Origin of the sequence: Erwinia aphidicola, from assembly GCF_024169515.1 — a bacterium.
Lineage (GTDB): Bacteria > Pseudomonadota > Gammaproteobacteria > Enterobacterales > Enterobacteriaceae > Erwinia > Erwinia aphidicola.
In genome coordinates this window covers 3,205,374-3,226,837 of the sequence record NZ_JAMKCQ010000001.1, presented here as the reverse complement: position 1 = coordinate 3,226,837, position 21,464 = coordinate 3,205,374, and the positions used below count along the sequence as shown (strand labels likewise).

Annotated in this window: 18 protein-coding genes and 1 pseudogene; 11 read left to right on the top strand and 8 right to left on the bottom strand. The window is 60.3% G+C overall.

Annotated features, from left to right (window positions below; all coding sequences use genetic code 11):
- Nucleotides 1-361: 361 nt before the first annotated feature.
- The gene (gene pbpG, locus J2Y91_RS15145; protein WP_048916647.1) at nt 362-1,315 is read right to left on the bottom strand and encodes a D-alanyl-D-alanine endopeptidase; all 954 of its coding nucleotides are present in this window, start codon (nt 1,313-1,315) and stop codon (nt 362-364) included.
- Nucleotides 1,316-1,494: 179 nt separating this feature from the next.
- Nucleotides 1,495-2,082 carry a Yip1 family protein gene (locus J2Y91_RS15140; RefSeq protein ID WP_133624138.1) on the bottom strand — a complete coding sequence of 196 codons (588 nt, stop codon included), beginning with the start codon at nt 2,080-2,082 and terminating at the stop codon, nt 1,495-1,497.
- A gap of 225 nt (nt 2,083-2,307) precedes the next feature.
- Between J2Y91_RS15140 and J2Y91_RS15135 the strand changes: the two genes are divergently transcribed.
- Nucleotides 2,308-2,865 carry a DedA family protein gene (locus J2Y91_RS15135; RefSeq protein ID WP_187498383.1) on the top strand — a complete coding sequence of 186 codons (558 nt, stop codon included), beginning with the start codon at nt 2,308-2,310 and terminating at the stop codon, nt 2,863-2,865.
- A gap of 30 nt (nt 2,866-2,895) precedes the next feature.
- Here J2Y91_RS15135 and J2Y91_RS15130 read toward each other — a convergent pair whose 3' ends face one another.
- Nucleotides 2,896-3,543 (bottom strand): DUF1028 domain-containing protein, encoded by a 648-nt coding sequence (locus tag J2Y91_RS15130; protein WP_133624139.1) that lies wholly within the window; start codon nt 3,541-3,543, stop codon nt 2,896-2,898.
- Between the two features lie 148 nt (nt 3,544-3,691).
- Between J2Y91_RS15130 and J2Y91_RS15125 the strand changes: the two genes are divergently transcribed.
- The 7 genes from J2Y91_RS15125 (at nt 3,692) to J2Y91_RS15095 (ending at nt 12,837) form a co-directional block, all read left to right on the top strand.
- Nucleotides 3,692-5,263: an ABC transporter substrate-binding protein gene (locus tag J2Y91_RS15125; RefSeq protein WP_253538704.1), complete on the top strand. Its 1,572-nt coding sequence runs from the start codon at nt 3,692-3,694 to the stop codon at nt 5,261-5,263.
- A gap of 10 nt (nt 5,264-5,273) precedes the next feature.
- Nucleotides 5,274-6,221: an ABC transporter permease gene (locus J2Y91_RS15120; protein WP_048916652.1), complete on the top strand. Its 948-nt coding sequence runs from the start codon at nt 5,274-5,276 to the stop codon at nt 6,219-6,221.
- Nucleotides 6,218-7,987: a dipeptide/oligopeptide/nickel ABC transporter permease/ATP-binding protein gene (locus J2Y91_RS15115; RefSeq protein ID WP_253538701.1), complete on the top strand. Its 1,770-nt coding sequence runs from the start codon at nt 6,218-6,220 to the stop codon at nt 7,985-7,987. The genes J2Y91_RS15120 and J2Y91_RS15115 overlap by 4 nt, the downstream gene beginning before the upstream one ends.
- Nucleotides 7,984-8,769: an ATP-binding cassette domain-containing protein gene (locus tag J2Y91_RS15110; RefSeq protein WP_253538696.1), complete on the top strand. Its 786-nt coding sequence runs from the start codon at nt 7,984-7,986 to the stop codon at nt 8,767-8,769. The genes J2Y91_RS15115 and J2Y91_RS15110 overlap by 4 nt, the downstream gene beginning before the upstream one ends.
- Before the next feature lie 14 nt (nt 8,770-8,783).
- The gene (locus J2Y91_RS15105; RefSeq protein ID WP_187498299.1) at nt 8,784-9,554 is read left to right on the top strand and encodes a FadR/GntR family transcriptional regulator; all 771 of its coding nucleotides are present in this window, start codon (nt 8,784-8,786) and stop codon (nt 9,552-9,554) included.
- Between the two features lie 96 nt (nt 9,555-9,650).
- Nucleotides 9,651-11,465, top strand: a complete 1,815-nt coding sequence (locus J2Y91_RS15100) for a glycoside hydrolase family 15 protein (protein ID WP_253538693.1) — start codon at nt 9,651-9,653, stop codon at nt 11,463-11,465.
- Nucleotides 11,466-11,652: 187 nt separating this feature from the next.
- On the top strand, nt 11,653-12,837 hold the full coding sequence (locus J2Y91_RS15095) for a L,D-transpeptidase family protein (protein WP_253538690.1): 1,185 nt from the start codon (nt 11,653-11,655) through the stop codon (nt 12,835-12,837).
- A 56-nt stretch (nt 12,838-12,893) separates the two neighbouring features.
- Here the strand turns inward: J2Y91_RS15095 and J2Y91_RS15090 are convergent, their stop codons facing one another.
- Complete coding sequence (locus J2Y91_RS15090; protein ID WP_099753732.1) at nt 12,894-13,922, bottom strand: transporter; 1,029 nt, start codon at nt 13,920-13,922, stop codon at nt 12,894-12,896.
- Nucleotides 13,923-14,128: 206 nt separating this feature from the next.
- On the opposite strand from J2Y91_RS15090, the gene J2Y91_RS15085 reads away from it, so the two are divergent.
- Entirely contained in the window at nt 14,129-15,730 is a 1,602-nt protein-coding gene (locus J2Y91_RS15085; RefSeq protein WP_253538687.1) for an inorganic phosphate transporter, read from the top strand.
- A 14-nt stretch (nt 15,731-15,744) separates the two neighbouring features.
- A pseudogene (locus J2Y91_RS15080) lies at nt 15,745-15,927 on the top strand (polyphosphate kinase 2); the annotation flags it as partial.
- A gap of 145 nt (nt 15,928-16,072) precedes the next feature.
- Here the strand turns inward: J2Y91_RS15080 and J2Y91_RS15075 are convergent.
- Nucleotides 16,073-17,254 (bottom strand): MFS transporter, encoded by a 1,182-nt coding sequence (locus J2Y91_RS15075; protein ID WP_253538684.1) that lies wholly within the window; start codon nt 17,252-17,254, stop codon nt 16,073-16,075.
- Between the two features lie 178 nt (nt 17,255-17,432).
- Here J2Y91_RS15075 and J2Y91_RS15070 point away from each other — a divergent pair, with 178 nt between their 5' ends.
- The gene (locus J2Y91_RS15070) at nt 17,433-18,179 is read left to right on the top strand and encodes an SDR family NAD(P)-dependent oxidoreductase (protein WP_253538681.1); all 747 of its coding nucleotides are present in this window, start codon (nt 17,433-17,435) and stop codon (nt 18,177-18,179) included.
- Nucleotides 18,180-18,318: 139 nt separating this feature from the next.
- On the opposite strand, the gene dusC is transcribed toward J2Y91_RS15070, so the two are convergent.
- From dusC to J2Y91_RS15055, 3 genes are all read right to left on the bottom strand, one after another.
- The gene (gene dusC / locus J2Y91_RS15065; protein WP_253538678.1) at nt 18,319-19,254 is read right to left on the bottom strand and encodes a tRNA dihydrouridine(16) synthase DusC; all 936 of its coding nucleotides are present in this window, start codon (nt 19,252-19,254) and stop codon (nt 18,319-18,321) included.
- A 55-nt stretch (nt 19,255-19,309) separates the two neighbouring features.
- Nucleotides 19,310-20,737 (bottom strand): ATP-dependent RNA helicase RhlE, encoded by a 1,428-nt coding sequence (gene rhlE / locus J2Y91_RS15060; protein WP_048916664.1) that lies wholly within the window; start codon nt 20,735-20,737, stop codon nt 19,310-19,312.
- 294 nt (nt 20,738-21,031) lie between these two features.
- On the bottom strand, nt 21,032-21,421 hold the full coding sequence (locus tag J2Y91_RS15055) for a YbhQ family protein (RefSeq protein ID WP_048916665.1): 390 nt from the start codon (nt 21,419-21,421) through the stop codon (nt 21,032-21,034).
- Between the last annotated feature and the right edge of the window lie 43 nt (nt 21,422-21,464).

Below are 21,464 nucleotides of genomic sequence, written 5' to 3'. Positions count from 1 at the left end.
TTATCGCTGGATGAGAGGTGCCCGGTTTCAGGAGGGAGGGCTGCTTTCCGCACCGGCATGAATACATCCCTGTAGCCTGGCTCACGGCCATCCCTGGCCGTGGGCCTGCTGCAATCAGCCCTCCCCCCTTGCACCCAAAGCCGCAGCGTCGCGGTTTGAAAGCCACAGCGAGCACGATGATAGCGGGGGATGGGCTCAGCCTGAGGTAAGCCGGACGTCACGCGGCAGGGATGCCGCATGCCGAGGCCCGCAGGGAGCGTCTTTTGCCGTTCCGGCGTGCTCAGGCTGAGCTCAGACCGGTTATCGGACGTTTAGCGATAGAAGTCATATCTGGGATACCTCACAGGTCGCCCCCTATAAATTAATCTACCGCGCTGTCATCCGGCGCACGGTTACTCACCATCTGCGAAGCTTTCTGCTTTTTATAGCTCAGCGCCGCCGGCGGCACCGGGGAGATCTTGCCGGTTTCCAGCCAGCTGCGCAGGCGGTTAGCGTCGGCAAAGTGGGTGTATTTACCAAAGGCATCCAGTACCACCAGCGATACCGGGCGCTGATTGATCACCGTGCGCATTGCCAGGCAGTGACCGGCTTCGTTGGTGAAGCCCGTTTTGGTCAGCTGAATATTCCAGTCCGGGCGATACACCAGGTGGTTGGTGTTGCGGAACGGTAGCGTGTAGGTCGGGTTGCGGAAGCTGGCCATATCTTCATGGGTGGTGCTCAGCTGGCCGATCAGCGGATAGCGCTTGGTGGCGATCAGCAGCTTGCTGAGATCGCGCGCCGTCGAGACGTTTTTGATCGACAGGCCGGTCGGTTCAACGTAGTGGGTGTTGTTCATCCCCAGCTCCCGCGCTTTGGCATTCATCGCCTTGATAAACGCATCGTAGCCGCCCGGATAGTGGTGCGCCAGGCTGGCCGCCGCCCGGTTTTCAGACGACATCAGCGCCAGCAGCATCATATTTCTGCGGCTGATCTCACTGTTCAGGCGCACGCGGGAATAGATGCCGCGCATCTCCGGCGTGTGGCTGATGTCTACCGCCAGCATCTCATCCATCGGCAGATGGGCATCGAGCGTCACCATCACCGTCATTAGCTTGGTAATAGAGGCGATCGGGCGCACCAGATCCGGATGGCTGGAGTAGATCACTTTATTGGTATTCATATCGACAATCATCGCGCTGCCGGAAGCAATTTCTGGCTGAGCGGCAGCGCCAGCCACCGCGGGCTGATGAGTACGGGCAGCAGCCGGCGTGAGGATGCTTTGAGCGGAACACAGCAGAACCAGACTTAACAGCGATAAACGAATTTTTGCAGGCATCGTAGAAACTTAACGGCTGATGATGACAGTGTGGATACCACACGCCGCTGCCCGCACTACAGCGGGGGCTGGCCTGCGCATAATACGCCGGATGTTAAGCATTTTCCTACAGGATATTCGTTTCCGGGCATTACCAAATCACCGCCGGTGGCCCGGCGGTTTTCAGCAACTTACCGCGTTCAGAACAGCTGGTAGCCGTAGCCCCAGATGACCACCGTCAGCGCCAGCAGCACTTCAAGTACCAGGATACCGATGGCCAGCGTCGAACCGGAAAAGCGCAGGCTCTCTTCGCGGTCGATACTCAGGAACAGGGGGATGCCGACGTACAGCAGATAGCCGGTATACACCAGCGCCAGTGCGCCAACCAGCACACAGAGCCAGACCAGCGGATAGAGCGCCACCAGCCCGCTGATAAACAGCGGCGTGGCGACGTATCCGGCGAATACCATGCAGCTGGCCAGCGAAGGCCGCTGTGGATAGTCACGCGCCATCCACCAGATCACCCGCCCCATCACCGCCACACCGGCCAGCATTAAGGCATAGAACAGGATAGCCAGCCCGAACGCGCTGGATAACGACAGGGGAATGGTGCGCTCGACGCCCACATCCCAGCCGATTTGCGTGGTGCCGATAAATGCGCATACCACCGGGATCAGAGCCAAAAGCAGCACGTGATGGGTGTAATGGTGAGAAACGGTTTCGTTCTCATTTTTGATGTCGCGCATCTCACGATTCGGATGCGCCAGCAGTCCCCAGACATGGTTCATATCATTACTCCTCTGAACATCGGACCGCCAACTGGCACTGTCCCGGGCGGCATCTCTTCAAGTATACGTGGCCTTGGGTTGTTTATTTTTCAACCGATGCAAATAGCGGGTAAGCACTTCATTTCAGAGTGAAAATAAAGTGCGATTTTGGCAATTTTAACGGCGGATTTACCAGGAACGGTTAGACTTAGCGGCTTGATGTCGAAATGGAGGCCTGAATTACCGATGGATGTGAACGCGTTAATTTCCCAGTATGGCTACTGGGCCCTGTTTATTGGCTGCCTGGCCGAGGGGGAGACATTTACTTTGCTGGGCGGCGTGGCGGCCCATGAAGGGCTGCTGCGCTTTGGCTGGGTGCTACTGGTGGCGATGTGCGGCGGTATCCTCGGGGATACGGCGCTGTTTTTCGTTGGCCGCCGCTACGGTGAGCCGATCCTGAAACGCTTTAAGAAGCACCAGAAACAGATCGATAAGGCCAACCGCCTGATCCGCAAGAGGCCGGTGCTGTTCGTGATTGGCGTGCGCTTCATGTACGGGCTGCGCATTGTCGGCCCGATTATTATCGGGGCCAGCCGCCTCAGCCCACGCAAATTTCTGCTGTTTAATGTGATTGGTGCCGCACTGTGGGCGCTGATTTTCGTTTCGCTCGGCTACCTTGGCGGCCAGGTGATCGCCCCGTGGCTGCATACGCTCGATCATCACCTGAAGCGTATTTTCTGGGTGGTGCTGGCGGTCGCGATTGTCTGGGGTATTCGCATTGCGCTGAAGCGCCGCGATAAGTAACAGCGGGCCGATCGAAAAAAAGATCGGCCCCTACGGAATACCTGTGGGTAGAGAGCGAAAAAAATCGGCGTAGGCCGGGGCGCGCACCTGTTTTAATACCTCAGCCAGCTGTTCCAGCGGCGCATCTGACCAGTCAACCCGCAGATCGATATCGGCATAGCGCCGCTGATGCCAGACTTTAAGCGCGGCAGAGCGAATGCCGCGCTGGTCGCCACCGGCCTGCTGTGCGGCATGCAAAGCCGCCAGCACACGGTCGGCCAGCGGTAAGTCGCTAAATTTCTCAAAGGCGTCAAGCATGGCGCCCGTCACCCCGGCGCCGACCAGCATATTGCCGGCTACCGCCACCTGTGTTCCCGCCACGCTGCCAAACCACGGCCCGCACAGACGACCGCTCCAGTGTGCGCTGCTGCCTGCGTTATCAATAATCAGCACCTGCCGCCGCTGGCACTGGTCATCCTCCTGCAACAGCCGGTGCAGCACCTGCCCGGCATTAAGCCCGCCCGCCAGCAGCTCAAGCCCGCGACTGCCGTACAGCGGATTGGTCAGCGCCTGAGTCGCGATAGCTCCTGTCCCGCTGCGGCCGTGGATCACCAACGCTCCCACCGCCGGACCGCCGGTTGCAGTGGCCGCTGCCAGCTCACCGCTTACGGCATCGCGCGCCACAATCGAAAAGGTCATCGCCCCCCCTTCTGCCAGTCAGATGAAATTTATATGGATAAATTATTGCACTCACCGCTATTTATACGCATAAATAACATACAGGACAAATTTTGTTCATCCGCGTGTTAACACTGCGGCCTGAACACTCTGCTTAACGAGGACCACCATGTTGAGATCGCTACGCACCGTGCTGCACTCTCTTCCCGTCTGCCTGAGCTTGCTGGCTACCCTGCCTGCGGCTTATGCCGATACGCCGCCTGGCGTACTGGTGATTGGCCAGGTGGCAGAACCGCAATCCCTTGACCCGCAGGTGGCTACCGCCGCGAACGACTCGCGCATTCTGGTGAATATTTACGACGGGCTGGTGCGTAACGCACCCGGTTCGCTGTCGATTGAACCGGCGCTGGCCTGCCGCTGGGAGATCAGCCCCGACGGGCTGAAATACACCTTCCATCTGCGCGACAACGTGAAGTTCCAGGATGGCACCCCGCTGGATGCCGACGCGGTGAAGTTCACCTTCGAACGGATGCTCAACAAGCAGCATCCCTACTATCACACCGGCCCGTTCCCGCTCAGCTTCTTCTTCTCGTCAATCGACCAGATCGCCACGCCGGATGCGCACACGGTGGTGTTTACCCTGAAACAGCCCTTTGCTCCGCTGCTCTCCAATCTCGCCACCCCTGCCGGGCTGATCGTCTCACCGACGGCGGTGAAAAAGTATGACAAAGAGTATGGCCGCCATCCGGTCGGCACCGGCGCCTTCAGTTTTGCCGAGTGGCAGGCCAATCAGCGCGTGGTGCTGACGGCAAATAAAAGCTACTGGGACGGCGCGCCACAGCTTGAGGCAGCCGTCTTCCGCCCCATCACCGATGGCAATACCCGCACCGCGGAGATGCTCTCCGGCGGCATTGATGCAATGGTGGAAGTGCCGCCGGATACGGTGAAAACCTTTGCCGGTAACCCGCAGTTTCAGATGCACCAGGCGGTTGGCCCACACGTGTGGTTCCTGCTGCTGAATACGCGCGAGAAGCCGTTCAACGACAAGCGCGTGCGCCAGGCGGTGAACTATGCGGTCAACAAGCAGGCGCTGGTCGACAAGGTTTTGCAGGGGTCGGCGCAGGTTGCCGATGGCCCGATCCCGTCTGCCTTTAGCTGGGCGGCGAACAAAGACGTTGGCCCTTACCCTTATGACCCGGACAAGGCGCGGGTGCTGCTGAAAGAAGCGGGAGCAGAGGGCGCAACGCTCAACTTCTACGTCACCGAGGGCGGTTCCGGCATGCTCGACCCCATCCCGATGGCGACCGCAATCCAGGCCGATCTGAAAGCCGTCGGCCTGAAGGTCAATATTCAGACCTGGGAGTGGAATACCTATCTTGCCAAAGTGAACGCCGGGCTGACGCCGCAGACGCAGATGGCGGAGATGGCGTGGATGACTAACGACCCGGATACCCTGCCGTTCCTCACCCTGCGCCGCGATGCGTGGCCGGATAAAGGCGGCTTTAACTCCGGCTACTACAGCAATCCGCAGGTCGATAAGTTGCTGGATGAGGCGCGCACCTCCAGCGATCGGCAAAAGCGTGGCGCGCTCTACCGCCAGGTACAGGCTATCGTCCACGACGATGCACCGTGGCTGTTCGTCGCCAACTGGAAGCAGAACGCCGTTACCACGCGCCCGGTGCAGAATTTTGCCCTGCAGCCTAACTTCAATCTGATCCTGCATCGGGTCAGCAAACCATAACGGGGGCGCTATGTGGCGTTATCTCCTGCGGCGGTTGATTGGCGTGATCCCGGTGATCGTTGGCCTGTCGCTGATTGTCTTTTTGATTATGGCGATGATCCCCGGCAACCCGGCGCAGGCGCTGCTGGGCGCTTATGCCACGCCGGAAAATGTCGCGCGCGTCAGCGGCGAGCTGGGGTTGGACAAACCGCTGTGGCAGCAATATTTCATCTGGGTAAATAACCTGCTGCACGGCGATTTTGGCCGCTCCTACGTGCTGAATCGCCCGGTGATTGATGAAGTGCTGGAGCGCTTTGCCGCCACTCTGCTGCTTGGCGGCTGTGCGCTGCTGCTCAGCGTTATCTTCGGCCTGCTGGCCGGAGTCACCTCGGCGGTGCGCCAGTTTGGCTGGGGTGACCGGCTGATCACCCTGCTGGTGCTGGTGGGCATTTCGCTGCCGTCGTTTCTCATCGGGCTGCTGATGATTATGCTGTTTGCCGTCAGCCTGCGCTGGTTCCCGGCTTCCGGCATGTTTGCTATCTACGGCGGTGGCGGCGCAGGCGATCTGCTGCATCACCTGGTCCTGCCAACCGTCACGCTGGCGGTGGTCGCCACCGGGGTGATTGCCCGCCTGACGCGCACCGCGATGCTGGAAGTGCTGCGCCAGGACTATATTCGCACCGCGCGCGCCAAGGGCGTCAGCGAACGCCGGGTAATCTGGCGTCATGCCTTCCGCGTCGCGCTGGTGTCGGTGATCCCTGCTATCGGTATCCAGGCCGGTTTTGTGCTCGGCGGCGCGGTATATATCGAAACCGTGTTTCAGTGGCCGGGGCTGGGAGCGATGCTGGTGAAAGCCGTCTCAACCCGCGATCTGCTGCTGGTGCAGGGCGGCGTGCTGGTGGCCGCCATTGCATATGTGTTGATCAATCTGCTGACCGATATCGTGCAGGCCTGTCTCGACCCGAGGGTAAAATCATGACGGAGACAACTCTGATCCCCCCACGCCGCACCGGCTGGTCGCTGCTACTGCATAACCGGCTGGCCGCCTTTGGCCTGCTGCTGCTGGCTGTCACACTGCTTAGCGCGCTGATCGCCCCGCTGCTACCGCTGCCGGACCCGGATGCTACTGACCTGCTGCAACGCCTCGCGCCACCGCTAACGCCGGGCCATCTGCTCGGCACCGATGCGCTGGGGCGCGATATGCTGTCACGGCTGCTGTGGGGCACCCGCGTGTCGGTAGCGGTCGGGCTGTGCGCCACGCTGCTGGCAGCGGTGTGCGGCACGCTAATTGGGCTGATTGCCGGCTATACCGCCGGGCGCACCGACACAATCCTGATGCGCCTGATCGACATGATTATGGCCTTTCCCTATATTCTGCTGGCGCTGGCGATTGTGGCGGTGCTTGGCCCCGGGCTGCTCAACGCGCTGTACGCCATCGCGCTGGTCAACATCCCCTTCTTTGCGCGTAACGTGCGTGGTTTAACGCTTGGCCTGCGCGGGCGCGACTTTATTCAGGCGGCGCAGCTATCCGGTAAAAATCATCCACAAATTCTGCTGACTGAAGTGCTGCCCAACGTGCTGCCGCTGATTGTGGTCACGCTCTCTACGACCGTGGGCTGGATGATCCTGGAAACCGCCGGACTCTCTTTCCTCGGTCTGGGCACGCAGCCACCGGATGCGGATTTAGGCTCCATGCTCGGCCAGGGGCGCAATCAGCTGTTTATCGCGCCACACGTGGCGCTGGTACCTGGGGTGATGATTTTTGTCCTGGTGATCGCCTTTAACCTGCTGGGTGACGGCATTCGCGACTTGCTCGATCCGCGGTTGAAATCCGGCGCACTGCTGCGATCGCAGGCGATGACCCGCGTACAGCGTGCCGCGGTCCCGCCGCGCAAAGCCCCCGAGGCCCTGCTGGAAGTGGTCGATTTACAGGTCGCCTTTCACCGCGGCAGCCACCCGGTGCCCACCGTGAAAGGCGTTAGCTTCCACCTGCAGGCCGGGGAGTGCCTCGGGCTGATCGGCGAGAGCGGCTCCGGTAAAAGCGTCAGCGCGCTGGCGATAATGGGGCTGGTCTCCTCACCGCCAGCAGTCATTACCGGCGGCAGCATTTGGCTGGGTGATGAGGAGCTGCTGGCGCTTTCCCCGACACACATGCAGCAGCGGCGCGGCGTGCGGGTTTCCTATATTTTCCAGGACCCACTCACCTCACTGCACCCGCAAATGCGCGTTGGGCAGCAGCTGGTGGAAGCTATCCAGTGCCACCAGCCATTGAGCAACAGCGCCGCCCGAGCCAAAGCCATCGCGCTGCTGGAGGACACCGGTATTCAGCAGGCGGCGCAGCGCTTCGATGCCTGGCCGCACCAGCTTTCCGGCGGGCAGCGCCAGCGCGTCGGCATTGCGATTGCGCTGGCGAATGACCCGCAGGTGATCATCGCCGATGAGCCAACCACGGCGCTCGACGTCACGGTACAGGCACGTATTCTGGCGCTGTTGAACGATCTGCGCCATCGGCGCGGCCTGGCCCTGCTGTTTATCACCCATGACTTTGCCGTGGTCAGCGAGATGTGCGATCGCGTGGCGGTGATGCGCCAGGGGGAAATCGTTGAACAGGGACAGGCTACGCACGTGCTGCAGAACCCGCAGCATGCCTACACGCAGCGGCTGATTGCCAGCGTGCCGCTGCGGGGCCAGGGCCGGGCATTCCTGCAACAGATCCGCCAGTATCAGGCGCAGGAGGAAGCATGAGGAATAAAGTGGTCGAAATCCGCCAGCTGACGAAAACGTTCCCCGGCAGCGCAGGCTGGTTTAGCCGCCCGGCGGCGGTTAAGGCAGTGAGAGGCATCAGCCTCGATCTCTGGCAGGGCGAGACGTTGGCGATTGTCGGCGAAAGCGGCAGCGGGAAAAGCACCCTCGCCCGCATGCTGGTTGGGCTGGAGTCCCCTACCTCCGGCAGCCTGAAGATTCAGGGTGAAGAGGCCAGCGTTCTGGCAGCCCGAGGCGTTCAGGCGTTCGGCAAAACCATCCAGTATGTGTTTCAGGACCCGGTAGCCTCGCTCAATCCGCGCAAAACCCTGCGTCAGACGCTGAGCGTACCGCTGCAGAGGCTGTGCGGCTATGGTTCCGCACAGTGTCTGCAGCGCCTGCAGCAGCTGATGGCGGCGGTCAATATGCCGGTGGATGCGCTGAACTGCTACCCCCACGAGTTCTCGGGCGGCCAGGCGCAGCGGCTGGCGATTGCCCGCGCGCTGGCGGCCGAAGCGCAAATTTTGGTGCTGGATGAGCCGGTCAGCGCGCTGGATGTCTCCGTGCAGGCGCAGGTGCTGCTGTTGCTGGACGACCTCAAGCAGCAGTTTGGGCTCTCCTACCTGTTTATCAGCCACGATCTGGCGGTGGTCGAGTCGATTGCTGACCGCGTAGCGGTGATGAATTCTGGTACTATTGTTGAATGTGCCGCCACGGAAAAGCTATTTAGCGCGCCAGAGCATGACTACAGCCGCCAGCTACTGGCAAGCGCCCCACACATTTGAGTCAACAGGTGATTATGCCCGCAGAAGATTCACGCCCGCCGGAAGCGGTAAAACGGAAACGTACCGATGAGATTGTTGATGCTATCAAGCAGAGCATCGTTGACGATAATTTGCTGCCCGGCGACCGCCTGCCACAGGAAAAAGAGCTCATTGCCCGCTTCTCCGCCGGGAAAAGCACGGTGCGAGAGGCGCTGAAAGCGCTGGAAGCTCAGGGGCTGATCCGCACCCGTACCGGCCCCGGCGGCGGCGCGTTTATCGACAGCATGCCGGAAGCCCGCGCCATGAGCCTGCTGTCGAACTACCTGTTTACCCGCGAGCTCACCATCGAACATATCTATGCCCTGCGTAAAACGCTGGAACCCCAGGTGGCCGTCAGCGCCATTGGACAGATAGATGATGCCGGTTTTGCCCGCCTGCACCAGCTGATCGGCGTGTATGACCATCCTCCCGCCGATGAGCAGGAGCGCTGGGACCAGCGCATGGCCGAGCTGGATTTTCACGGCGTGGTCGCCAGCTACTCCAGCAACCCGCTGCTGGCGTTTTTCTGCCGGTTTTTGCAGCGCCTGCTGAAAGATCTGGCGGTGTGCAAGGACATCTACCAGCAGCCGCAGCCGGTTGATCGCCGCCAGGGAATTGAGTATCAGTACCAGCTGATCGATGCGCTGCGCCGTCAGGATGCCGCGGCGGTAGAGCGGGTGATGGTGGCACATATGGCGCACGCTGCTCAGACGATGCTGGCTTTGCAGGCCACGCTGCAGGAGCGTTTTCTGCACGACGATAGTTAAGCGCGCCGTCCAGACAAGCATCTGGCCCGCAGGGCTGTGGCATGCCGCGCCCGGCTTTTATGCTCCGCATGTGAAAACAGCGGCTATAGTTAAGCGATGAAAAATGTAAAACGACCTATTGAAAACCATGGCGTAATTGGTGATTTACGCACCTGTGCGCTGATCGCCGACGATGGCGCGCTCGACTACTTCTGCTGGCCAAATCTGGACAGCCCTTCGGTATTTACCGCCCTGCTCGACAGCGATGATGCCGGGCTGTTTAGCATCAGCCCCGACTGGCCCGATGCGCGGCGTATGCAGCTCTACCTTCCCGAGAGTAATATTCTGCAAACGCGCTGGCTCGACGAACATGGCGTGGTGGAAGTCACCGACTATATGCCGATTTGCCAACGGCAGGACAGCCTGCCGCGTATTGTGCGCCGCATTAAAGTGATCCAGGGCAGTGCTACCATTCAGCTCTGCTGCTCCCCGGTTCATGATTATGCCCGGGCGGATACGCAGGCCACCCTCCAGACTGGCTCGGTGACCTTCCACGCTGACGGCCAGCCCACGCTGCGCCTGACCGGCGATGTCGATTTTACCCTGGACAATGCCGCCGCCGTCGCCCGCTTTGAGCTGAAGACCGGCGAGTGCCGCGAGTTTATTTTCGGCGCAGAGGAGGATCAACACCTTGATGATGAGCGCTCTGATAGCTGCTTCGAGGCGACGCTCGCCTACTGGCGCAGCTGGAGCTCGCACAGCAGCTATCGCGGCCGCTGGCGCGAAATGGTGCAGCGCTCGGCGCTGACGCTCAAACTTTTGACCTCCTGGCAGCACGGTTCCATTGCTGCCGCCGCCACCTTTGGCCTGCCGGAAGAGCTGGGGGGCGAACGCAACTGGGACTATCGCGCCTCGTGGATCCGCGATGCCTCTTTCAGCATGTACGCCCTGATGCGCCTGGGGTACGTGGACGAGGCGAAAAACTTTACCCACTGGGTGGCGAAGTGCGTGGAGAACAGCCATCACGATGTGGAGAAGCTGCAGGTGATGTACCGCCTCGACAGCGGCACCGAGCTGCATGAGAGCGAACTGCTCAACCTGTCCGGTTACGCCGGCTCCACCCCGGTGCGCATCGGTAATGATGCCTGGCGCCAGTCGCAGCTCGATATTTACGGCGAGCTGATGGATGCGATTTATCTGGCGAATAAATATGGCGAGGCGATCTCACAGCGCGGCTGGCAGCACGTTAGCCGCATGATCGATTATGTTGCCGATAACTGGAACCAGCGCGACGCCGGGATCTGGGAGATGCGCGGCGAGCCGCAGCACTTCCTGCATTCACGCCTGATGTGCTGGGTGGCGCTGGATCGCGCGCTGCGCCTCGGTGAAAAACGCTCGCTGTCGATGCCCTACGCGCGCTGGGCGCAGGCGCGGGATGATATCCGTGTCGATATCTGGCAGAACTTCTGGAACAAGGAACAGGGGCACTTTGTTGCCACGCGCGAGGGCGAATTTGTCGATGCCTCAATGCTTCTGATGCCGCTGGTGCGTTTTGTCGGCGCCACCGATCCGGACTGGCTGTCCACGCTGGATAAGATCAAGGAGAAGCTGGTGAGTGACGGGCTGGTGCGGCGCTATAACGTGGAAGAGACGCCGGCGGATGGCCTGCAGGGTGAGGAAGGAGCATTCGCCGCCTGTTCATTCTGGTATGTGGAGTGCCTGGCGCGTGCCGGACGGGTGGAGGAAGCACATTTTGAATTTGAGAAGCTGCTAAGCTACGCCAGCCCGCTCGGATTGTATGCGGAAGAGTTCGACAGTCGCGGCCATGCGCTGGGCAATACCCCGCAGGCGCTGACCCATCTTGCCCTGATTAGCGCCGCCTACTTCCTTGACCGAAAACTCGACGGCAGCGATACCCATTGGCAACCATGAGCCTTTTGCGACGGATTTTACGTCGCAGAATGGTGGCTTTGCAGACAATTAATCGTAAAGATAGTTCAACAGGGTTAAATCCTGGTTTCTTCCTGAGCCGTTATGAACATATAATGTGCAGCCGGTCACAGTTGGCCAGTATTGGGTCGTTTATCAACAGTCTACATGGCGCTACACCTGAAATAATATGAAAAAGAGCATCCGTGCGTTTGTCACCCTGATTCTGGCCGCTGCGGCTTTCAGCCAATCTGCCTTCGCTGTGGTTTACCCTCTTCCGGCCGCTAACAGCCGCCTGACCGGGGAAAACCTTGAAATCACTATCCCGGAAGACAGCAAGCTTCCGCTGGAAGCTTTTGCTGCTCAGTACCAGATGGGTCTGAGCAACATTATGGAAGCTAACCCGGGCGTTGACGTTTACCTGCCAAAAGCGGGCAGCAAGCTGATCATCCCTCAGCAGCTGATCCTGCCGGACGCGCCGCGCGAAGGCATCGTGATCAACAGTGCTGAAATGCGTCTGTACTATTACCCGAAAGGCAGCAAAACCGTCGTCGTGCTGCCTATTGGTATCGGCGAGCTGGGCAAGGATACCCCGATTAACTGGACCACTACCGTTCAGCGTAAAAAGGATGGCCCAACCTGGACTCCGACCAAGAAAATGCATGAAGAGTACAATGCGCGCGGTGAATCACTGCCTGCTGTATTCCCGGCTGGCCCGGACAACCCGATGGGTCTGTACGCGCTGTATATCGGCCGCCTGTACGCGATTCACGGTACTAATGCCAACTTCGGTATCGGCCTGCGCGTAAGCCACGGCTGCGTGCGTCTGCGTGCTGACGATATCAAATGGCTGTTCGACCACGTGCCGGTTGGCACCCGCGTTCAGTTTATCGACCAGCCCATCAAAGCCACGGTCGAGCCGGACGGTTCACGCTATGTGGAAGTTCACAACCCGCTGTCGCAGACCGAAGAGCAGTTCAAATCACGCGAGCCTGTGCCGCTGACTATCCCTGCTTCAGTGACAAAAATTGTTGCCGATGCCAGCGTGAACAGCACCAGCATGGAAGATGCGCTGAAAGCGCGCTCCGGCATGCCGGTAAAAGTGAACGGCGAAGCGACGGTGACTGAGCCTGCGGCCGTGCCAGAGCAGGAGGGCGCACAGCCAATGGAACAGCCAATGACGCCCGTGACCACCGAAGGCGCGAACGTGGCAGATCCTGCTGCTCCAGCCGCGGCGCCAGCTGATGCAGCCGCTCCGGCCGCTGCGGACAACGGCAGTGCTCAGGCACCCGCCGACAGCGCAACGCCTGTTGCCGCCCCGGCGATGCCTGCCCTGACGCAGCCAGGCCCGATCTACAGCCAGCCTAAATCCTGATTTAGCCGCGCAGTAAACAAAGCCCCCGCACCTCTTGATGGTGCGGGGGCTTTTTTCTATCCCCTTTCCCGCCGCCGAAGTACCAACCATGCGGCTCCACAGGTGAATATCGTCACCACCAGCACCAGCAAAATAAACCCGTGCGGATTATTCGCCAGCGGCACCCCGCCGACGTTCATGCCAAAAAAGCCTGCCACCAGGTTGATCGGGAGCGCCAGCACGGTAATCAGCGTCAGGGTAAATAAGGTGCGGTTGCTCTGTTCCAGCTGCTGCGCGGCTATCTCCTCCTGCAGCAGGCGAATGCGCTCGGTCAGCCCATTCAGGTCGTTCAGTACTACCGTAAACTCTTCGGTAAACTGGCGCAGATCCTGCACCACGCTGAGGTCAAGCCAGCCCGGCGGGCGGTTGATCAGGCGAAACAGCGCGGCCGGCTCCGGAGCCAACAGGCGTTGAAAACGCAGCAGCGTGCGGCGCAGGCGGCCCAGTTCGCTGCGGTTGCTTTTACTGTGCTGCCCGAGCAGGCGTTCTTCTATCTGATCCACATACTGATTCGACTGGCGCACAATCAGGGCCAGCACATCCTCCTGCTCCGCCAGCAGCTGAGCCAGCAGTTCGGTGGAGGAGCGCAGCCCGAGCGAGGCCAGCTTGCCCTGCAAACGCTCCACCAGCCGCAGGGGCTTATGGCGGGCGCTGACCACCAGCCCATCGCGGCACCAGATCCACAGCGTGGCACTCTCATCGCTGGTTTCGCGCGCGTTAAAGGTCACATCGTTAAGCACCGCCATCAGCGCGTCGTTCTGCCGCTCAATGCGCGTGCTGTGCGAGCCGTGCTGGATCTCATCAAAGAAATCTTCATCGACGTCAAAGTGGTTTTTCAGCCAGCGTGCAGCGGCGGCGTGGTTGAGGTTAACGTGCAGCCACAGAAATTGGCCGTCCGCCGCGCCATCGGTCCAGGCCGCGCACGACTCCTGCACCGTCAGGCTTTGCGGCGCCTGCCCCTCAACAAACCGGTAGCCGTAAATCAGGCCGGAAACGTCATCACTGAAATCGGGTTTTTGCCGCAGAAGCGGCAGGTGTTGCGTCATAGTTTTCCCAGCAGCAAGCCGTTGAAGCGATAGCGCTATCCTGCCGCACGCAGATGACAGTTTTGTTACCCCGCCCCCCCGCCAGGCAAATATCCGTCGCCGGCGTCATTGTTCTGTCACACAACCTGCGTATCACCGGATGTGGTCTACCCTCTGCCCGATTTTTGCAGCGACGCTTTCAATGCAGCCGATGCCAGTGAGGAACTATGAGTGACAATGCCGCCATGCAACAGGGCCAGTCCGCCAGCCCCGTTTACCCGAAGAACAGCCGTCGTTCGGTCATGATTTTTCTGCTGCTGTTGATCCTCGGTATCGCCTTCGCCGGGGTGAATTTGTTTAACGACGTCAGCGATTCCGGCGCCACCTTTACCAGCTACGTGCCATTTTTGCTGCTGGGAATGGCGCTGCTGATTGCCCTCGGATTTGAGTTCGTTAACGGTTTTCACGACACGGCCAACGCCGTTGCAACGGTGATTTATACCCACTCCATGCCGCCGACGCTGGCGGTGGTGTGGTCCGGCTTCTTTAACTTCCTCGGCGTGCTGCTCTCCAGCGGTGTGGTGGCCTTCGGCATCATCTCCCTGCTGCCGGTTGAGCTGATCCTGCAGGCCGGAACCGGCGGCGGCTTCGCCATGGTGTATGCCCTGCTGTTCTCGGCGATTATCTGGAACCTGGGCACCTGGTGGTTTGGCCTGCCCGCCTCGTCCTCACATACGCTGATTGGTTCGATAATCGGCGTTGGCGTGGCCAACGCGCTGATCCACGGTCGCACCGGGACCAGCGGCGTTGACTGGGGCCAGGCGGTGAAAATTGGCTATGCGCTGGTGCTGTCGCCGATTATCGGCTTTGTCTGCGCCGCCGTGCTGCTGCTGCTGATGAAAAAAGTGCTGAAAAACCGCGAGCTGTACAGCGCGCCGGAAGGCAATAAGCCGCCGCCGACCTGGATCCGCGGGCTGCTGATTTTAACCTGTACCGGTGTCTCATTCGCCCACGGTTCCAATGATGGTCAGAAAGGGATGGGCCTGATCATGCTGATCCTGGTCGGCACCATGCCGATCGCCTACGCGCTGAACCGCTCGATCCCGGCTGAGCATACGCCGCAGGTGGCGGCGCTGGCAGCGGTGACGCAGCAGGAGCTGCGCGCGCTGACGCCGGACCAGGCAGCCAGCACCTTCCCGCGCAATGTGCTGACCGAATATGTGCGCACCGGCACGCTGGTTCCCGCGGTGCTGCCCGCGCTGGCCGATTTAACCGGACGTATCGGCCAGCAGATCCGTCAATACGGCGCGGTCGATAAGATCCCGGCGCAGGCCGTATCCAACACCCGTAACGACATGTATCTGGCCTCTGAAGCGATCAAGCATCTGAAAAGCGATGAGAAGGTGCAGCTTCCGGCGCAGACCCGCCATAACCTCGATGCTTTTAAGGGCGAGCTGGATAACGCCACGCGCTTTATTCCGTGGTGGGTGAAAGTGGTGGTGGCGATCGCGCTGGGTCTCGGCACCATGGTGGGCTGGCGTCGTATTGTGACCACGGTTGGGGAAAAAATTGGCAAGACGCATCTGACCTACGCGCAGGGCGCCAGCGCGGAACTGGTGGCGATGACCACCATCGGCGCGGCCGACATCTTCGGGCTGCCGGTTTCCACCACTCACGTGCTCTCCTCCGGCGTGGCGGGCACCATGGCGGCCAACCGCTCCGGCCTGCAGATGTCGACGCTGCGCAACCTGATGATGGCCTGGGTGCTCACCCTGCCGGTGTCGATTCTTCTTTCGGCCACCCTTTACTGGCTGTTTACCCACTTCTGACCAGGAGATAACCTATGACGATGCAAGGCAATGACTTCTCAGCGCAGAACTTTAACCAACGCTTACTGCAGGAGTTTTACAACAGCTACGATGAAGAGCTGGAGATGGAACTGGACGACCTGCGCTTCGGCAGCGATGAGAAAATGGAAGAGGGCGAGAAGGCCTGGCGCAAACAGTATTTCCGCGAGCTGCTGCGCCAGGTGCCGTATGAGGACAGCGAGCTGAAACCCATCGACCTGCCGCCGCGCGAGCGTAACGAAGATTACCGCCGCTCGCCGGTGCCGGACGATATGATCGTGCCGGAAGTGTATTAAACCCCGGCGAATCCCTAAAAGGGGGCGGCTACCTGTCGCCCCGCAGAATGAGGCGTACCATAATCATCCCCGCCAGCAAGACCACGCCCGCCGCCGCCAGATAGATGGAATCCACGCCCCAGTGACCGATCAGCAGCCCGGCCACCGGCCCGGTCATGCCCAGCCCGCAGTCAAGGAAGGCCGCGTACAGACCGAGCGCCGACCCCTGGTTTTGCGGCTGCACTTTGCGGATGGCCTCCACCCCCAATGCCGGGAAGATCAGCGAGAAGCCACTGCCGGTCAGGAAGGCGCCAAGGTCAACCATCCAGATAGAGCTGGCCTGCCAGATGAGCATCAGACCCGCGCACTCCACCGCAAACGACACCAGCGAGACGCGGATGGCGCCATAGCGCGTGATGCTGTTGTTAAACAGCAGGCGCATCAGGATAAAGCCGATGCTGAACAGCGTCAGGGAGAATGCCGCTCCGCTCCAGTCGTGGCTGGCGAAATAGAGGGTGATGAAGGTAGCAATCGTGCCAAAGCCCATGGTCCCGAGGCCAAGGCACAGGCCGTACAGCCAGATTTTGCCAAACACGCGGGTGAAGGGAATGCGCTGCCCGACTTCGACCTGCACCGCCGGGCGACGGGTTGCCAGCCAGTAGCCGAAGACCGCCATCAGAATAATTAACCCGGCAAACCCCGGGATGCCAAACAGCGAGTTGAGCATCACGCCGAGCGGTGCCCCCATCGCCATCGCCAGATAGGTCGCGACGCCGTTCCAGGAGATCACCCGCCCACTCTGCGTGGTGCCCACCACATTAATCCCCCAGAGGATCGAACCGGTGGCGGTTAAACTTTCACCAAAGCCCAGCACTACCCGCCCGGCCGCCAGCAGCAGCAGGCTGGCCAGCGGCGAGGCATCGACCAGCACCGCAAGAAGGGTAAACAGCCCGCTGGCGCCGCAGAAAATCAGCCCGACCAGCACCACTTTTTTTGGCCCGAGCAGGTCAGCATAGCGCCCGGCCTGCGGTCGGCTGACCAGCGTGGCGAAATACTGCAGGCTGATAATCAGCCCAGCGATAAACGAGCTGTAGCCCAGCTGGTTATGCACATAACCGGGCAATACCGCCAGCGGCAGACCAATCGACAGGTAGCAGAAGAAGGTAAAAATCACCACGGAGATAATGCGCTTGTTGAGTTGAGCAGAGGTTAATGCCGGGTTCAGAGACATAAAAAAGCCAGATAAAAATGCGATGTGGGCCACATCATACCCTTAGCTTGCTAACAGATCTCGCGAAGTTTACCGACACGTTATTTCCAGCTATCTGCAATGCGCTGCGCAGGGGTTGCCAAACGGCTGGCGCAATTTGCGCCTAGTCTGGCTGCGTCTATCAACAGGGAGAATGACCATGAGATTCAGTACAAAAGTTGCGATTGTCACCGGGGGAGCCAGCGGTATTGGCGCGGCCACCGTCGCCCGACTGGCCGGGGAAGGCGCCGCCGTGATGGTCGCGGACCTCAACGAAGTTTCCGGCCGCGCCTTTGTTGCCCGCCTGGTGAAAGAGGGCCACAAGGCTGAGTTCTGCAAAATTGATGTGACCGATGCGCGGCAAAATCGTCAGCTGATTGAACAGACCGTGGCGCACTTCGGGCGGCTGGATATTGTCTTTGCCAACGCCGGAATTGCCGCCGATGGCCCGGCGCACCTGCTGGCGGTGGAGAAATGGCAGAAAACCATCGATATCAATCTGACCGCCGTATTTCTGATTAATCAGGCAGCGATCGCCTGGTGGCTTGAGCATAAGCAGCCGGGAATTATCGTTAACTGCGGCTCGATTCATAGCTGGGTCGGCAAGCACGGCGTCACCGCCTATGCCGCTTCAAAAGGTGGCGTAAAGCTGCTGACGCAAACGCTGGCTATCGACTATGCCGCGCGCGGTATTCGCGTCAACGCGGTCTGCCCGGGATATATCGATACGCCGCTGCTGTCCAAAGCCAGCGAGCAGGATAAAGACGCGTTGAAAAAACTGCACCCGATTGGCCGTCTCGGCCGCCCGGAGGAGGTCGCAGCGGTGGTGGCCTTCCTCGCCAGCCCCGATGCCTCATTTGTTAACGGCGCGGCGCTGCTGGTCGACGGCGGGTACGTGGCGCAATAGGCGCGGCAGGCCTCACGTGAAACGTGCTCAGTTACCCTCAAACATGGTGCATCAAAGTCGGCTGCCCGGTATCCTGCAGAACAGAATGTAGGGGTCGACCGCTTTTTTGGTCGACCCGATGGTTCTCTGGCCGCCCCCACTACCCTTGCGCGTTAATCACCCGCGCAATATCCGCTGAGGTTGGCTGGGTACGCACCTGCATAAACAGATCGGTGGCTTCCTCGTACTCTTTACGCAGATAGCCGAGCCACTGCTTAATGCGCGCCATATGATACAGGCCGGTATCGCCCTGCTTCTCCAGCCGCACATATTTTCGCAGCAGCTCAACCACCTGCGGCCACGGCATGCGCGGCTCGTTGTATTTGATCATCCGGCTGAGATTCGGCACGTTGAGCGCGCCGCGCCCGATCATCACCGCATCACAGCCCGTTACCGCCATACAATCCTGCGCGCTCTGCCAGTCCCAGATCTCGCCGTTGGCGATCACCGGAATGCTGAGCCGCTGGCGGATCTCACCGATCGCCGCCCAGTTAATCGCCTCAGCGCGGTAACCGTCCTCTTTAGTACGACCGTGCACCGCCAGTTCAGTGGCGCCGGCCTGCTGTACCGCATCGGCGATTTCGAAGCGCCGCGCGCCGGAATCCCAGCCCAGGCGCACTTTGACCGTGACCGGAAGGTGAGCCGGCACCGCCGCACGCATCGCTTTGGCCCCCTGGTAGATCAGCTCGGGAGCTTTTAACAGCGTCGCCCCACCGCCGCTGCCGTTAACCGTTTTCGACGGGCAGCCGCAGTTAAGGTCAACGCCCCACGAGCCCATCTCCACCGCTCTGGCGGCATTTTCCGCCAGCCACTGCGGATGCTGGCCGAGCAGCTGAATACGCACCCGCGTGCCGGATGGCGTGCGGCTGTCATTGTCGAGCTCGGGGCAGAGACGCTGGAAGCACTTCTCCGGCAGCAGTGCATCCACTACGCGCAGAAATTCAGTAATGCAGAGGTCGTAATCGTTGACGTCGGTCAGCAGTTCACGCACCAGCGAATCGAGAACGCCTTCCATCGGGGCAAGTAATACGCGCATGGTAAACCTGTGGAGAGTAGAGAACAGGGGGAAGCGGGCGCCTCCCCCCGATTAATTAGCCGTTGTTACTTGGGGTAGAACGGCGTGGACGGGTTTTGTTGACGCGCGGTGCGCCAGCGTTACCGCCTTCCGGGCGTGCTGCACGGCCTGAACCGTTGCCCTGACGGCGCTCGCCGCCTGCACCCGCGCCATTGCCGCCGCCGTTACCGGCACGGTTGCCGCTGGCACTACGATCGCCACCGCTGCGCTGGCCGCCCTGAGCACCACGACCGCGTCCACCGCCGCCGCCTGCTCCGCCGCGCTGCTGCTGGCGACCGTTGATGATCGGCTCAGCTTTAATGCTCGGGTCCGGCTCATAGCCTTCAATCGCCATGCGCGGGATTTCACGCTTCAGCACGCGTTCAATGTCGCGCAGCAGCTTCAGCTCGTCCACGCACACCAGCGACAGGGCTTCGCCCACCGCGGCCGCACGGCCGGTACGACCAATGCGGTGCACATAGTCTTCCGGTACGTTTGGCAGCTCGAAGTTCACCACGTGCGGCAGCTCTTCGATATCGATACCGCGCGCGGCGATATCGGTCGCCACCAGCACGCGGATCTTACCTTCTTTAAAGTCGCTCAATGCACGGGTACGCGCGCCCTGGCTCTTATTGCCGTGGATCGCGGCGGCGGTGATGCCGTCTTTGTTCAGCTGCTCGGCCAGGTGGTTAGCGCCGTGCTTGGTGCGGGTAAATACCAGCACCTGCTGCCAGTTGTCGCGCCCGATCAGGAACGATAACAGCTCGCGCTTACGCTTCTTGTCGACCATGTGAACGTGCTGCGTCACCTGCTCGGAAGCGGTGTTGCGGCGCGCCACGGAGACTTCTTCCGGGTTGTGCAGCAGTTTTTCCGCCAGAGTTTTGATCTCGTCAGAGAAAGTGGCGGAGAACAGCAGGTTCTGGCGTTTGGCAGGCAGTTTTGCCAGCACGCGACGGATATCGTGAATGAAGCCCATATCCAGCATGCGGTCGGCTTCATCCAGTACCAGAATTTCTACTTTGGACAGGTCGAGCGCGTTCTGATGCTCAAGGTCCAGCAGACGGCCAGGCGTTGCCACCAGCACGTCAACACCGCTGCGCAGTTTCATCATTTGCGGGTTGATGCTGACGCCGCCGAACACCACCAGCGAGCGCAAGTCGAGATATTTGCTGTATTCCTGCACGTTTTCGCCCACCTGAGCCGCCAGTTCGCGGGTTGGGGTGAGGATCAGGGCGCGCACCGGGCGGCGGCCTTTCGGGTGCGGGTTGTTGTTGCTGAGCAGCTGCAGCAGCGGCAGGGTGAAACCTGCGGTTTTACCGGTACCGGTCTGGGCGCTGGCCATCAGGTCACGTCCAGCCAGCACTACCGGGATTGCCTGGCGCTGAATTGGCGTCGGCTCGTTATAGCCCTGTTCAGTAACAGCGCGCAAAATATCGGCATTAAGGCCGAGAGAATCAAATGACATAAAGTTGACTGACTCCGGATCCGCCCTGACCGCGTAACGGTGTAGTTTCCAGGGGGAGAGTTGACGCCAGGATCATTCCTGACGCTTGAATGAGAGCACAAACCACGGTGCCTAAGGGGCGGATTATAACAGAACCCTACGCTCGACAGGGAGTTATTCTTACGCATCTTGTCCAAAAATGCGCTACAAGCGGTTACAGCGCGCCAGCGCACATCGCAGCGAAGGGGTCGGTAAGGAGAGGATGGGTGCAGCAGACGGGAAAACAAACGGGCCACCGAAGTGGCCCGTGTGGGATTAACGTGGACGCTGGCGCGGTTGTACCCGCTCTTTAACCAGCAGCGAGACCAGCGCAGGTCCCGCCAGCATCACCACCCCGACTGCGCCAAGCAGCAGGTTGTTATGGATTACCCGTGACAGCACCAGCAGCACCAGCATTGCGGCACCGAAGTAATAGGTGGTGGTCACATCTTCAAGGAAATCGCCAATACGCCGCAGACGCGGCAGACGCTGGGTGAGCAGCATGGCGGCAAACACGCTGGCATACAGCGCCAGTAAAATTGTGCTCACCTGCAACAGTGCCTGATGTTTCCACCCCCACACCAGCGCGGCGATCAGCAGCAGGTGCAGTGCGATATGTACGCAGGTTTGTCCAGTGACAATCTGAATACGATTAGACCATTTCATGCTCTTCTCCTGGCAGACCTTAGGTGAAACAGGTCGCCCATGC

What these genes read in the sequence shown, in the direction of transcription:
- pbpG (WP_048916647.1), bottom strand. Translation starts at nt 1,315, where the DNA reads ATGCCTGCAAAAATTCGTTTATCGCTGTTAAGTCTGGTTCTGCTGTGT.
- J2Y91_RS15140 (WP_133624138.1), bottom strand. Translation starts at nt 2,082, where the DNA reads ATGAACCATGTCTGGGGACTGCTGGCGCATCCGAATCGTGAGATGCGC.
- J2Y91_RS15135 (WP_187498383.1), top strand. Translation starts at nt 2,308, where the DNA reads ATGGATGTGAACGCGTTAATTTCCCAGTATGGCTACTGGGCCCTGTTT.
- J2Y91_RS15130 (WP_133624139.1), bottom strand. Translation starts at nt 3,543, where the DNA reads ATGACCTTTTCGATTGTGGCGCGCGATGCCGTAAGCGGTGAGCTGGCA.
- J2Y91_RS15125 (WP_253538704.1), top strand. Translation starts at nt 3,692, where the DNA reads ATGTTGAGATCGCTACGCACCGTGCTGCACTCTCTTCCCGTCTGCCTG.
- J2Y91_RS15120 (WP_048916652.1), top strand. Translation starts at nt 5,274, where the DNA reads ATGTGGCGTTATCTCCTGCGGCGGTTGATTGGCGTGATCCCGGTGATC.
- J2Y91_RS15115 (WP_253538701.1), top strand. Translation starts at nt 6,218, where the DNA reads ATGACGGAGACAACTCTGATCCCCCCACGCCGCACCGGCTGGTCGCTG.
- J2Y91_RS15110 (WP_253538696.1), top strand. Translation starts at nt 7,984, where the DNA reads ATGAGGAATAAAGTGGTCGAAATCCGCCAGCTGACGAAAACGTTCCCC.
- J2Y91_RS15105 (WP_187498299.1), top strand. Translation starts at nt 8,784, where the DNA reads ATGCCCGCAGAAGATTCACGCCCGCCGGAAGCGGTAAAACGGAAACGT.
- J2Y91_RS15100 (WP_253538693.1), top strand. Translation starts at nt 9,651, where the DNA reads ATGAAAAATGTAAAACGACCTATTGAAAACCATGGCGTAATTGGTGAT.
- J2Y91_RS15095 (WP_253538690.1), top strand. Translation starts at nt 11,653, where the DNA reads ATGAAAAAGAGCATCCGTGCGTTTGTCACCCTGATTCTGGCCGCTGCG.
- J2Y91_RS15090 (WP_099753732.1), bottom strand. Translation starts at nt 13,922, where the DNA reads ATGACGCAACACCTGCCGCTTCTGCGGCAAAAACCCGATTTCAGTGAT.
- J2Y91_RS15085 (WP_253538687.1), top strand. Translation starts at nt 14,129, where the DNA reads ATGAGTGACAATGCCGCCATGCAACAGGGCCAGTCCGCCAGCCCCGTT.
- J2Y91_RS15075 (WP_253538684.1), bottom strand. Translation starts at nt 17,254, where the DNA reads ATGTCTCTGAACCCGGCATTAACCTCTGCTCAACTCAACAAGCGCATT.
- J2Y91_RS15070 (WP_253538681.1), top strand. Translation starts at nt 17,433, where the DNA reads ATGAGATTCAGTACAAAAGTTGCGATTGTCACCGGGGGAGCCAGCGGT.
- dusC (WP_253538678.1), bottom strand. Translation starts at nt 19,254, where the DNA reads ATGCGCGTATTACTTGCCCCGATGGAAGGCGTTCTCGATTCGCTGGTG.
- rhlE (WP_048916664.1), bottom strand. Translation starts at nt 20,737, where the DNA reads ATGTCATTTGATTCTCTCGGCCTTAATGCCGATATTTTGCGCGCTGTT.
- J2Y91_RS15055 (WP_048916665.1), bottom strand. Translation starts at nt 21,421, where the DNA reads ATGAAATGGTCTAATCGTATTCAGATTGTCACTGGACAAACCTGCGTA.